The sequence below is a fragment of the Hyphomicrobium sp. 99 genome (assembly GCF_000384335.2).
Taxonomy (GTDB): Bacteria; Pseudomonadota; Alphaproteobacteria; order Rhizobiales; family Hyphomicrobiaceae; genus Hyphomicrobium_B.
The window spans coordinates 3,503,788-3,516,260 of the sequence record NZ_KQ031382.1 but is presented as its reverse complement, the minus strand read 5'-3'; the positions used below and the strand labels follow the sequence as shown (position 1 = coordinate 3,516,260).

General features: G+C 57.7%; 13 protein-coding genes and 1 tRNA gene. 8 read left to right on the top strand and 6 right to left on the bottom strand.

Going from position 1 to position 12,473, the window contains the following annotated elements:
* Nucleotides 1–35: 35 nt before the first annotated feature.
* Nucleotides 36–491 (bottom strand): Hsp20 family protein, encoded by a 456-nt coding sequence (locus G359_RS16990; protein ID WP_045837084.1) that lies wholly within the window; start codon nt 489–491, stop codon nt 36–38.
* Between the two features lie 208 nt (nt 492–699).
* Between G359_RS16990 and G359_RS16985 the strand changes: the two genes are divergently transcribed.
* A complete protein-coding gene (locus G359_RS16985; protein WP_045837083.1) occupies nt 700–1,668 on the top strand; it encodes an alpha/beta fold hydrolase in 969 nt (322 codons plus the stop codon).
* On the opposite strand, the gene hisN is transcribed toward G359_RS16985, so the two are convergent.
* Nucleotides 1,665–2,477: a histidinol-phosphatase gene (gene hisN, locus G359_RS16980; RefSeq protein ID WP_045838157.1), complete on the bottom strand. Its 813-nt coding sequence runs from the start codon at nt 2,475–2,477 to the stop codon at nt 1,665–1,667. The two genes, G359_RS16985 and hisN, sit on opposite strands and share 4 nt — an antisense overlap.
* 555 nt (nt 2,478–3,032) lie before the next feature.
* Nucleotides 3,033–3,932 (bottom strand): N-formylglutamate amidohydrolase, encoded by a 900-nt coding sequence (locus tag G359_RS16975; RefSeq protein ID WP_045837082.1) that lies wholly within the window; start codon nt 3,930–3,932, stop codon nt 3,033–3,035.
* A 296-nt stretch (nt 3,933–4,228) separates the two neighbouring features.
* Here G359_RS16975 and cpdR point away from each other — a divergent pair, with 296 nt between their 5' ends.
* From cpdR to G359_RS16955, 4 genes are all read left to right on the top strand, one after another.
* The gene (cpdR, locus tag G359_RS16970) at nt 4,229–4,615 is read left to right on the top strand and encodes a cell cycle two-component system response regulator CpdR (RefSeq protein WP_045837081.1); all 387 of its coding nucleotides are present in this window, start codon (nt 4,229–4,231) and stop codon (nt 4,613–4,615) included.
* 85 nt (nt 4,616–4,700) lie between these two features.
* A tRNA-Val gene (locus G359_RS16965) sits at nt 4,701–4,775 on the top strand.
* 265 nt (nt 4,776–5,040) lie between these two features.
* Nucleotides 5,041–5,664 (top strand): HutD/Ves family protein, encoded by a 624-nt coding sequence (locus G359_RS16960; protein WP_045837080.1) that lies wholly within the window; start codon nt 5,041–5,043, stop codon nt 5,662–5,664.
* Nucleotides 5,665–5,753: 89 nt separating this feature from the next.
* Nucleotides 5,754–6,785: a cysteine synthase A gene (locus G359_RS16955; RefSeq protein ID WP_045838156.1), complete on the top strand. Its 1,032-nt coding sequence runs from the start codon at nt 5,754–5,756 to the stop codon at nt 6,783–6,785.
* Nucleotides 6,786–6,794: 9 nt separating this feature from the next.
* Here G359_RS16955 and cysC read toward each other — a convergent pair whose 3' ends face one another.
* The 3 genes from cysC to G359_RS16940 form a co-directional block, all read right to left on the bottom strand.
* Complete coding sequence (gene cysC, locus G359_RS16950; protein ID WP_082072983.1) at nt 6,795–7,469, bottom strand: adenylyl-sulfate kinase; 675 nt, start codon at nt 7,467–7,469, stop codon at nt 6,795–6,797.
* 14 nt (nt 7,470–7,483) lie between these two features.
* Nucleotides 7,484–8,332, bottom strand: coding sequence for a 3'(2'),5'-bisphosphate nucleotidase CysQ (gene cysQ, locus G359_RS16945; protein ID WP_045838154.1), 849 nt, complete (start codon nt 8,330–8,332; stop codon nt 7,484–7,486).
* Nucleotides 8,333–8,408: 76 nt separating this feature from the next.
* Nucleotides 8,409–8,945 carry a hypothetical protein gene (locus G359_RS16940; RefSeq protein WP_245280076.1) on the bottom strand — a complete coding sequence of 179 codons (537 nt, stop codon included), beginning with the start codon at nt 8,943–8,945 and terminating at the stop codon, nt 8,409–8,411.
* Between the two features lie 814 nt (nt 8,946–9,759).
* Between G359_RS16940 and G359_RS16935 the strand changes: the two genes are divergently transcribed.
* The 3 genes from G359_RS16935 (at nt 9,760) to ykgO (ending at nt 12,415) form a co-directional block, all read left to right on the top strand.
* Nucleotides 9,760–10,674: a Kdo hydroxylase family protein gene (locus G359_RS16935; protein WP_045837078.1), complete on the top strand. Its 915-nt coding sequence runs from the start codon at nt 9,760–9,762 to the stop codon at nt 10,672–10,674.
* A gap of 111 nt (nt 10,675–10,785) precedes the next feature.
* Nucleotides 10,786–12,024: a glycosyltransferase family 4 protein gene (locus tag G359_RS16930; RefSeq protein ID WP_045837077.1), complete on the top strand. Its 1,239-nt coding sequence runs from the start codon at nt 10,786–10,788 to the stop codon at nt 12,022–12,024.
* 265 nt (nt 12,025–12,289) lie between these two features.
* The gene (ykgO, locus tag G359_RS20180) at nt 12,290–12,415 is read left to right on the top strand and encodes a type B 50S ribosomal protein L36 (protein WP_013216601.1); all 126 of its coding nucleotides are present in this window, start codon (nt 12,290–12,292) and stop codon (nt 12,413–12,415) included.
* The last annotated feature ends 58 nt before the right edge of the window (nt 12,416–12,473 follow it).

Here is a 12,473-nt window from a genome sequence, read left to right as displayed (position 1 = left end):
TTCATTGTTGCGTCGATTGAAGGCTGTTTCCGCCGTTAAGCGGCCTTGGCCTCGAGCTGCTGGACGGCGCTTGATGTGCCGATAGCGATCGTGCGGGGCTTCTTGCTCTCCGGGACGTTGCGGACGAGATCAACGTGGAGAAGCCCATTTTCGAACGTTGCGCCTGTCACATCGACATGATCGGCAAGCTGGAAGCGGCGCTCGAACGCGCGGGCGGCGATGCCCCGATGGAGATAGGTCTTTTCGCCTGTCTCGGGAGCCTTTTCACCGGCGACCGAAAGGGCCTGCTCCTTGACCTCGATCTTCAGTTCGCCCTGCGAGAAGCCGGCGACCGCCAAGGTAATCCGGTACGCGTTCTCGCCGGTGCGTTCGATGTTATATGGCGGGTATGTGGATTCGCTGTCGAAGCCCGTGGACTGATCCAACATCTGGAACAGACGGTCGAAGCCGATAGCCGAACGATAAAAGGGAGCGAATTCTGCGTGTCGCATGACATATCCTCCTGAGAAGCGACATGTGAACCAGCCCACCCGGACTGGTCCTTTCCGTGGTGCGGTCCCGCTTTGCGGCAACCGCATGAGAGAGGTAGGAAGCGGAAAAACGGCTTCAAGAGGGTTCGCAGCCAATATCGTGTGCTAGGCGTTAATCGCGTTACCAGCGTCCAACATCGGCCGGTCGATCAGACACAGAGAGAGGTAGATGAAACTCGTTTCGCTCTCGATCAATCCCGTCCCCAGCGGCGCGAAGGTGACGGCTTTTGACGGCTACGATGGGCTGAAGCTTCGATGCGCCCTCTGGGAAGCAACGCGCGGGCCGTCACGGGGCACCGTCTGCATCGTGCAAGGCCGCGGCGAGTTCATTGAAAAATATTTCGAGGTCATCGCCGACTTGCGCCGTCGCGGCTTCGCCGTCGCGACTTTCGATCTTCGCGGGCAGGGGGGATCGGAGCGGATCCTTGCGAACCGGCGCAAGGGTCATGTCGTTGCTTTCACCGAATACGATCGCGATCTTGCGATTTTCATCGACGAGATCGTCAAACCGGCGCTGCCGGAGCCGCTGATCGGACTCGGCCATTCGCTCGGCGGAAATATCCTGTTGCGCGGTGCGCAGGACGAAGAGAGCCCGTTCGCGCGGATGATCCTGCTGTCGCCGATGGTTGAAATTCACGAGCGGATGCTCGGCGTCAGCAGGTCGCTGGCGAAAACCTATACCAACGTCGCGTCACTCTGCGGATTTGCGACGGCCTATGTCCGGGGTGGCGGCAATGAACCGAACGATCTCACGAACTTCGAAGACAACAGGCTGACCGCGGACTTTGTCAGGTGGTCCCGCATCAAATCAATTATTGAAGCTGCTCCCGATCTGGCGCTCGGCGCGCCAACGGTCGGGTGGCTCAGAGCGTCGCTGCGGAGCTGCGCGATGCTTTCGCGGCCCGATTATCCGAAATACGTCGCTGTGCCGATGATGCTGTTTGCGGCCGGTGCAGATCACGTCGTTTCACCGCAGGCGATTGAGGATTTTGCCGTCGATCTCAAGTCCGGCGGCCACATTCTCATCCCCGGGTCGCGGCACGAAATTCTTCAGGAAACGGATGCCATACGTCAGCGATTCTGGGCGGCATTCGATGCCTATATGGGCATCGAAACGTCGTCGCCGGAACGGGTCTAGGTCTTGTTGATCAGCGCCAGGGCGATTTCGTGCAGGCGGGCGTCACCCGTTGCAATGATGTTTCCGCCGCTCGATGCGCTGCCGCCGGTCCAGGTCGTGATGACGCCGCCAGCTCGTTCGATGATGGGGATGAGCGCCACGATATCGTATGGCTTCAGTCCTGGTTCGATGATGGTATCGATCAGGCCTGCCGCGAGCAGGCAATAGGCATAGCAGTCGCCGCCGTAGCGGGTGAGCCTGGCCTTTTCCTTGAGGGCGGCGAGGGCCGACGTCTGCTCGGGCCCTTCGAACAGTTCGGGATGCGTGGTCGTCAAAACGGCATCTTCGATGTGGGCGCACTCGCGTGTCTTGAGCCGCACAGGTCGCCCGCCCCGAATACTGTGATAGGCAGCCTTGTCGGTGGACCAAAAACGTTCGCCTGTGAACGGCTGATCCATCAGGCCGAACACGGGCTTGCCGTCTTTCAGAACTCCGATCAGCGTGCCCCACAGCGGCGAGCCGATGATGAACGATCGCGTCCCATCGATCGGATCGACGATCCATTGATAGGGGCTCGTTCCGGCTTTCGTGCCGAACTCTTCGCCGACGATGCCGTGATCAGGGAATCTTGTGGCCAGCGCCTGCGATATCGCTTTTTCCGCGCCGCGGTCGGCCTTGGTTACCGGGTCGAAGGCGCCGCCGACGGCCTTGTTTTCCACAGGCATTGTCTTGCGAAAATGCTTGAGGATAACGGGGCCTGAAATATCTGCCAGTTCGTGGGCCACTTGGACGATGGCTTGGAATTCTGCTGCGGGGGATGGTCCCGGCACGCGCTCACCCTGCGATTTCAAGTGTTTGCTGGTTCGCCAATTACTATCAGACGTTACTTCGAGATACTGCAATGTTGAGCTAGATACACATTAGTAACGTAAGTTGTGGCGGGGTGGATACATCGCCGGCCCAATGTGCTAATACTACACTCGTAGAGATTGCGGCGATGGCCGAAGCAGCCCATCGTTGCTAGGCGGTTGCGTTGACACGCTTCACCGCAATCGCTGCCCAATTTGGGCGTTTCCTCCCTAGACTTGGGCCGTTCGGCTTTCGGACGGCCTTCTTTATTGGAAATGACCCCTCGCGCACCAGTTGAAAACAGCGCGAACCAAAACAGCTCCCGCACGAGATCCGCGTTTCAGGCTATGCTGCTCTGCATAAATCGCATTTGCCGATAATGCAGTGCACCGTTAGTTTTTGCAGTGCGATATGTGAGCTCGGCTCGCGCTTCGCAGCCCTCCTTGGGCGTTTCCTCCCTAGACTTGGGCCGTTCGTGAAAAATTCGGACGGCCCTTTTTCTTTATATATTTGCTTAACATGCCCGTCGGCGCGCTTTATTCAGCTGCAGCGCGGTAATCGAGTAGCCCGGGTACTTCGCGGAACAGCGAAGTAACAATCTCTATCAGTGCCTCCGCAAGTCGGGCGTAGCCGGCCGTCTCCTGGAACGTCAGTTCGTTTATGTAGAGCCCGCGATTGATCTCGATCTGAATCGCGTGCGTGCCGCGCGCTGGGCGGCCGTGATGCTCGGTGATGTAGCCGCCAGCGTACGGCCGATTCAATTGCACCTTGAAGCCCCGGCGCTGGAACTCGTCGCGTACCAGAAGAGTGAGCCGCGGATCGGCGGAGGCGCCGAAGCGGTCGCCAATGACAATGTCCGGCCGTTGCGCGCCGCCTGGCGCCATCGCCGTCGACGGCATGGAGTGACAGTCGATCAGGATGGCGTAGCCAAAGGTCTCGCGCGTCGTTGCGACTAGTCTCGACAACTCGGCATGGAACGGAAAATAGAGCTGTTCAATTCGTGCGAGCACGCTGTCGAGGCTCAAACGGTCCGGATAAATTTCTTCGCCGTCGGCGACGATGCGGGCGACGGTGCCTAATCCGCCAGCAACGCGAATCGACTGTGTGTTCGCGTGGGCCGGCAGAGGCTCATCGACGAGTTCCGGATCGAGCTCGTAGGGCTCGCGGTTCAGATCGAGATAGGCGCGCGGGAAACGGGCGCTGATGATCGGCGCTCCGAGGCTCGCCACGGGGCGGAAAAGCCGATCGACGAAGCAATCTTCTGAGCGGCGCAGAGTTTTCGGATCGAGCCGCGAGATTGCAAGGAACTCAGGCGGATAAAGCCTGCCCGAGTGGGGCGACGAGAAAACGAACGGCGCAGATTGAACGCGCGGCGCCAGGACGTCGAAAGACGGGAAAAATGCTCTCGGTACGTCGTGGGATCTATCGTCGGGCATGATTAGCAGTGTCTCGTTCAGATCCCGGCCGCAATTTGAAGGCTCATGGTGGAATACATTGCCAATGCAGCAGGTGTAAGTCCACGGAAGACTTAGGCCTGCGTCGTTTGCATGTAGCTTGTGGAGCGAGCTGCTGACGAAACTGAACGTCACTCTGAACGGAGTGATGCTCTACTGCCGCGGGTCTTTCTGCATTTCCACAGTTTCATGCTCCGTTTACCAAAGTCGGGCCAAGTTTGCATTAGATGAGATATCGGGTACTTCTCGTCTGGGGCCTTCCGCACATCAGAGTAGTCATGACAGCCAAGCCATCCAGCCTGCCGATCCGCCGCATCCTGCTCGCAGAGGATGACGATTCCATGCGCGGTTTCCTCGTCAAGGCGCTCGAAAAAGCGAACTACGACGTCGTCGCCTTCGAGAACGGCGAGGACGCTTACGACCGTCTCAAGACGGAGCCGTTCACGCTCCTCCTCACCGACATCGTGATGCCGAAGATGGACGGCATCGAACTCGCCCGCCGCGCGAGCGAGATCGATCCCGATCTCAAAATCATGTTCATCACCGGATTCGCGGCCGTCGTTCTCAACAGCGAGAACCAGCCGCCGAAGGACGCCCGCGTCCTCTCCAAGCCGTTCCACCTCAAGGATTTGGTGCGCGAGGTTGACCGTCTTCTGGCGGTCTGAAAATTTAAATTTCAGATCCGGCCGATTTGCCGCGTTCCAGGGCTTGACCGGAGTATCTCTAACACTCTAGAAGCTCGCTTCTTCCGGGCACTTAGCTCAGCGGTAGAGCACTACCTTGACATGGTAGGGGTCAGAGGTTCGATCCCTCTAGTGCCCACCATCCCTAAAAACCCGACGTTCCGGGATTTGGGGTGGTGAGGCGCCGGAAGCCGCCGGTGTGGGCGCGATAGCGGCCACTGTTTGCTAGACCTTACCGAACGGTCTTGAGGCTCTCTTCAGCGCCCTTCATTGCTGCGGCTATTCTCAGACCTCTGGCTTTTTCCCACGGGGTTGGGGATGCAAGCGGCGCATCCCGGCGTCACTGCGACAGCAAGATTGGTATATGCATTTGCGCGCCGGCAAGACGCGGTTCATCAAGAGTGCGCATGGCGACGCTGGAAATCATACGGAGTGCAGAATTTCGCGAGGGACGCTGGCCTAATCGTGCCGGCGTGTCGTGGGATATCGCAAGCGCGCCTATGGATGCTCTGCCCGCCCAATGCGATTGGCGCTTTGCCACAGCATTGATCGAAGGCGACGCGCCATTTTCAGTTTTCCCTGGCGTCGACCGCATCGTCACTTTGATCGATGGCGAGGGGTTCACCCTCGACGTCAAAGACTTCGGAGCGGTGCACGCCAATCGTCGATTCCTATCCCGAGCTTTTCCCGGCGACAGTCCAACCGTATGCCATGTCCAAGCGGGGCCGAGCACGGTCCTAAACTTGCTGTTTGCGCGAGACCGGCTGCGGGCCGAAGTGTCGGTCTTGAAGGAAGGGGATCACGTTCTGGCTCCCGCAGCGTGTGAGGTGCTGTTGCTTTTCGCCCTGGCCGGTCCTGTCGTTCTGACCTCGGATGGCGAGCAAACGCACATCAATTTGGGAGACGCCGCCATTCTTCGGACCAACGGTAGAGCAGGCGCGCGATTTGAGATTGGCGGCCTAGGCGTCCACCTCTACACAGCTGTTCTTTACCACTTGGCTTCGCGATTTTCAGGAGCCGAAGTATCGTAGTTTGAATCAGGTCTGATCGGTCAAGCGGCCGTCTCCGCAGACTCTCTCACCAATCACCGCCAGGGTACTCTGCTCGAATGGACAAGCGCATGCCTTACGCCGAAAGCCTCGCGAATGCTGTTGGAAACACGCCGTTGATCAAGCTCCGGCGCGCCTCCGAGCAGACGGGCTGCACCATTCTCGGCAAAGCAGAGTTCATGAACCCGGCGCACTCCGTCAAAGACCGGGCGGCCCTGTTTTTGATCGAGGACGCGCTATCGCGTGGAGCGGTAAAGCCGGGTGGCGTCATTGTCGAGGGAACGGCAGGCAACACTGGCATCGGCCTGGCGGCGTTCAGCCGGGTCTTCGGACTGCGCGCCGTTATCGTCATGCCGGACACGCAATCGATCGAGAAGAAGGACGCCGTGCGTGCGCTTGGTGCGGAGCTGGTGGAAGTGCCAGCTGTGCCCTATGCCAATCCGAACAACTACGTGCACTATTCGCGCCGCCTCGCTGAAGCACTCGCCAAGACCGAGCCTAGCGGTGCCGTTTGGGCCAATCAGTTTGACAATGTCGCCAACCGCGATGGCCATGCCCGGACAACTGCGGAAGAAATCTGGCAGCAGACGGATGGCAAGATCGATGGCTTCGTCTCGGCTGTCGGCACCGGGGGTACGCTCGCCGGAGTTGCTGCGGGCCTCAGAGCTCGACGCGCGTCCGTTAAAATCGCGCTCGCCGACCCGCCTGGAGCCGCGCTTTATTCCTTCTACACCCGCGGTGTGCTCGAGGCCCACGGGTCATCGATTACCGAAGGCATCGGCCAGAACCGCATTACGAAGAACCTCGAAGGTTTCTCACCGGACTTTTCGTTCGAGATCCCGGACCCCGAATCCATTCCGATCGTGCACCGTCTCATAGTGGAAGAAGGCTTCTGCCTCGGAGGTTCCAGCGGCGTCAACATTGCGGGAGCTATCAAGCTCGCGCAGACGCTAGGCCCGGGACATCTGATCGTGACGATGCTTTGCGATCACGGCACCCGTTACCAATCCAAACTTATGAACCCGGCGTTTCTCGCATCCAAAAACTTGCCGATCCCGGAATGGCTGTCGGCTCGCACCGCGATGCCCGCTTTGTTCGTCTAGAACGCGATGTCAGCTGGCTCGCAGGCTGATTTTTTCGCTTTCCAAAGGCTTCCGCAAAGCCTGGAGCATCTCACTCAGAAGATCCTCGAGCGGAGCCTGTCCATCAAGCGTGATCTCCGGGCGCTCCGGCGGCTCGTAGGCCGAAGATATTCCCGTGAAATCCGGAATTAGTCCCTGTCGCGCCTTTTTGTACAGGCCTTTCGCGTCGCGCTGCTCGCAGGTTGCGAGCGGCGTGTTCAGATATACCTCAATGAACTCGCCGGGCTCGAACAGTCTGCGCGCTTGCTGCCTCTGAGCGATGAGCGGGGAAATCAGCGAGACAATGACAATCAAGCCCGCGTCCACCATCAGCTTCGCGACTTCCGAAACGCGTCGCACGTTCTCCATGCGGCCGGCGTGAGTGAAGTCAAGGTCGCTGCAAATGCCGTCCCGACAGCGATCGCCATCGAGCACGAACGTGTGGTGACCCAATTTATAAAGCGTCTCATCAAGGAGATTTGCGAGGGTCGTCTTTCCCGCTCCAGAGAGGCCAGTGAGCCAAATGCAGCACGCGCTCTGCGCCTTCAACTCCGACCGCTTGATTTTAGTAATCGCGGAATCGTTCCACTGAAGCTCGAGCGAAGAACGAGCAGTGCGCTTTGGTGTTCCGAATACACGTTGATGGGCTTCCGGTGATGGCTTCATGCCTTCCCTCCCACTCACGAGCTGACCTCCAGTGTCGAAACACGCAGCAGTTCGCGCAATGCTTCCGCACTTCCGCCAAACGAAACGAAGTGCGGATTTTGCAATGCCTTCGTGTCCGGATCTTTTGCTCCGTATCCAAGCTCTCGACCATCACAGGTCAGCGTGCACCCTCCGGCTCCACGCAAAACAGCATCACCAGCTGCCGTATCCCACTGCATGGTTGTTCCGAAGCGGGGATAGATGTCCGCTTCTCCCGTCGCCACGAGACAGAACTTCAGTGAAGATCCGACCGACAATTTCTTGCCGATCGGAAGTCGATCCAGAAAGTCCTTCGTCTCGGCGTTCTCGTGCGATGCGCTCGCAACGGCGGAAAGCAAATTGGAAGGTGTGGCCGTCGTGATCCGCGATCGCTCGCGGATGGTCTGGTCGTCGGAGAGCTGGCACTTATAGGAAATGCTGCCATTTCCGCTGAAAAGCTCGCGGCGTGCCGGCGCAACAACGACGCCCAGTTGCGGGCGACCGTTTTCGACCAGGCAAATATTCACGGTGAAATCAGCTCTGCCCCGGATGAACTCCTTCGTGCCATCCAGTGGGTCCACAAGGAAGAAGGTTCTTTCGGAGGCTCCTCCGAAGTCGCCCGCAGAAGCTGCTTCCTCGCCGACGATCGAAATCGATGAATCGATCCTCTGCAGTTCTCGCGTAATCAGCTCTTCTGCGAATTGATCGGCGTCGGTGACCGGGCTGCCGTCGCCTTTACGCTGAACGCTTGTGCCGCTTTGCCGAACTTCCAAAATGAGCCGGCCCGCGGCGAGCGCAATGCTTTCGATTTCACGCAGAAGAGAAGGTGCGGGTATGTCACTCATTTCATAGCATCCGATTGGAGACCCTGCGTTTGCAGCATTGTCTCGGCGTTTGAAATTCATGTGTCGCTCACTGGTGTCAGCCAAATCGGCGCGCAATCCGGCGCTCTGCCTGGTACCTTGGGCGCACAAATTCACTGAGTGCAAAGCTGCTCTGAGCACGACCGTCGAACAGTCTCTTTTCTTTCCGCACCCACCGGTTCCAAACATAGTGGTCCAGCGCGGTTCGCGATTTGAGTAGAGCTCGATCCGATGCAGAGAGGTCGCCAAGCCTGATGATTTTCCAACCTGTCATTGCCTGCTTCTCTTCGGCGGTATTCTCTCGCTGCGCCGCTGGAGAAATGGAAATTTCGGCCGAGATTTTCTCGATAAACGCATCGGTCTCGCTGATGTCAGCGACGTAATCGATCGAGGTCAGAACCTCGTCGAGAAGCTCCGCTTTGCGCTGATCGGATAATTGCACCAATCGAATCCATGGCATTTCAAGCCAGCGCTCGAGCAGGAAATGGGCGGTGGGATTCATGCGGGTGGCCCGCAAGAACAACGAAAAGGAATAGGTGTGCTGGCCCTCGAGCAGATACCGCATCATGCGAAAATTATAATAGGACAGCATCATGCTCTCGGGCTCGCGGAGAATGATGGAGCGCACGATGCGACGGTCCGGGAACAGGTCTTCGACCGATTTTCCGATGAAATGGCCGGATATAGCTTTTATCTTGTCGGGGCGTTCGGGAAGCGCGCGGTTATATTTGTGATTGAAGATGCTCAGGGGGAATTTTCGGGTTCGTTTGGGGGGATTCCAAGTCCCGTCGCGCCCTAGCTGCTCGAACAAGTGTTTCTCTACCGTAGTGCCGGCGCACTTCGGGACGTGGATATGAACGAGGAGCGGTAGTGCCATTGGGGTCTTTGCAACCTCTTGATTTTAACAAAATGCAACTAGGCCAGATTGCCTACGGGAAGTTACCGCTTGAATGGGCCAGTCGGCCATCATAACGGACCGTTGGGGAAAAGTTTTCTGGGAATACGTGGCGCGTGGGGCACTGATTGCGCTTATTTCGAATCTGAGTAGAACGTAATCACTGTTCAGGAAAACTTGTTCGCATCCGGTCTCGGAGGCAAGAAGAGTTTCGATTGCCGACCATCAACGGTGTGCCGCGCGTTTGAGCGACATAATTGTGGATAAGCGGGTGCAGAGCACACGTTTGGCCAAATAGCCTGTTGTGGGGATCGGTCACCACCGTGTTGTTGTGGTGTGGGGAACTTAGTGAATTGCCAGAGCCCCAGCCTATTGTGACGCGCCGATATTAAATTTCAGACGATTACGCATTTTCCTTGCCGCTCGTTGAGCGAACTTTCGAGGCGCTATTTTTGCCTCAAACGACGAAGTGCAAAATTTTTCAAAATGTTCGGCCTCGATATTGGGGGTACTCATGTCTTCTTTCGAATCCACGCGTAAAGTCTTTTCCTCACTTGAATCTTTTGATGCGACAGCCTGGGATGGTCCGTTTACATCCGAAGATCGCGAGCGTGCTGTAGACGGGCTCGAAAGCGGGCGAGTTCTCTATTTCAAGAATTTGCCATTTTCACTCGAGGCCCAAGAAAAGATTTTCCTTTCCACCACCTGGTCGGACCAGGAGGCAAAAAATATCAGCTTCGATCCTACCGAAGGCCGGTTGCGAGGCGCGAGGATCGAGGGCGCTGACGGTGACAAGCTGGTTGGCATGATGAGCCGATACGCGTCGGGTGCACGCCAGTTCCTTCACAGTCTTTTGCCGCCTTATGCTTCCACCTTACGATTGGCGCGAACGAGCTTTCGGCCACACGAGGTCGAGGGGCGGCCCGTCCAATCCTATCGGAAGGACGACACCCGTCTTCACGTCGATGCTTTTCCTTCTCGGCCGAACCGTGGCGCGCGCATCTTGCGTGTTTTCACCAACATCCATCCTGCGGGCAAAGCGCGGGTGTGGCAGATCGGCGAGCCTTTCGAGGCTTATGCGAGCCGCTTTTTGCCGACCGTCTCTCGACCGCTGCCGGGGCTTGCGCAGATCGAGTCGATCCTTGGTATCACCAAGGGTGTGAGAACGCCTTATGATCACATCATGCTGCACCTGCACGATCGGACAAAGGGCGATGCCAACTATCAGCGTGAGGCGCCTCGGCAGGAAGTCGCCTTTGCAGCCGGCAGCACGTGGGTGGTTTTTACCGACCAGGTCTTGCATGCAGCCATCAGCGGACAATTCGTATTGGAGCAAACATTTGAGCTTCCAGTTGCCGCGCAGTGCCGGGCGGAACGATCTCCACTACGCGTTCTCGAACGACTGACGGGCCGGGCGTTGGCCGCGTAGCCAGTCAAATGGTGTTCGCGACGTGGCGCGGTGCAGCCCACCACTTCGACGAAGAGACTCTTCAATTTGCTGCCTTGTCATTTTTTTCCAATTTGAAGATGGGATCGTGCTTTGAACATACTCAGTCTTTCCACCATCGATACGCCGTGCGGTATCGGCAATGCCAATAAGTCGCTCGGCGCTGCGATGCGCGATGCCGGCAATCGGTATGAGGTATTCGCGATCGACGAGGATATGCGTGATGCGCGTTCCGAGTGCTTCGACGAATTCGTTCGGCGGTTAAAATCGTACGACGCAGTGGTCATTCAACACGAGCACTGCTTCTTCGGTCCTGGCATCAAGCAGTCTGCTCGAAATTTTACGCGCTTGCTCGAGCGCATTCGCGTGATGGAGAAGCCATGCGTCGTGATATTTCACACCAATTTTCCGGCGCGGGCGAAGGCGTCAAAGAGGTTCTTTCGCTACTTCTCGAATACCGAAACCATACGTCGCTGCATTTTGCGATCGATCAATTCGAATCCTATGCTCCGGGTCGTCGTGCATGGCGAGGCCAGCTGGAAGTCGTTCCTCGATTTCGGGATCGACCGGGAGAAGCTCCTGAAGGTGCATCTTCCAATTCCGCGAGTGGAACCAAGCGTGCAGCGGGAACTGAAAGATGACGAAATCACCTTGGGTATCTTCGGCTTCATTGCTCATTACAAAGGGTATCGGACGGCGCTGGAGGCCTTGCAGCATCTGCCCCCGCGATACAAGCTTGTCATCATGGGCGGTAAACATCCGCTCGCTCAAAACGATCCGACCCTCAATAACATTCAGCGTATGCTCCGGACCGGAGTCTGGGGTGGGAAAGGCGCTCAACCTATGACGACGAGCGCCGCACATTTCGATTTGAGTTCCAGAGTGAAGATTCTCGGGTTTGTCGAAGATTTGGATCAGGCCTTCGCGGACGTCGATATCATCCTCGCGCCTTATGTCGACAATTTCCCGGCAGGATCGGGGGCGCTCGCAGACGCGCTGGCGCGCGGTAAACCCATTATAGCTTCCGCGACCCCGCCGTTCGTGGAAGTCCAGAATGATGGAAATTGCATGAAGCTCGTCGCAATGCATGCGCCGTTCGAGCTCGCCAATGCGATTGAGGAACTGGTGGCCGATGAGGCTGAGCGGACCAGGCTTTCGGCGGCGGCGATCGAGTTCTCGCGCCAGAACAGTTGGGACCGCTTTGCGACATTGCTATCGCGCACGTTGAGGGACCGCGCAGACGCTTCTCCGGCCGCCTTGCATACGAGTCGCGGGCGCTCCCAAGTCGTTAACGATCGGCTGGATCGCCCGCGGGAGGCGCGCCTGCTCTGAAAGGCTTGCCGTCGGGGATGAAAAGCGGGAAGACGGGGCGGGGCCGCTGCTCCCGTAAACGTGGGCAAGCCGCGTCAAAAAGGCGTGTTTTTGGGCTTCTGGGTGTGGCCTCTAAATTCCCGGCCCTTTCCGACGCGACTTTTCGCCGGTGCGCCCTTGTTTTCCTAGGATTTGGCAGGTACAAGCCCGGCTTCCATCTCTTTTTGACATGGTCAGGGTTAGAGGGGCGTCCTCTCTAGAGCCCACCATTTTAACCGGTGTCGTTATGAAAGTTAGAAACTCTTTGAAGTCCCTGCGCTCACGGCACCGCGATAATCGCGTTGTTCGTCGTAAGGGCCGGGTTTACGTCATCAACAAGACTCACCGCCGCTTCAAAGCCCGCCAGGGCTGAGGTCGTTGCGCAGGACATGCGCGACGTTACGGCGAATTCACGAGAGTCTTTTTGACCA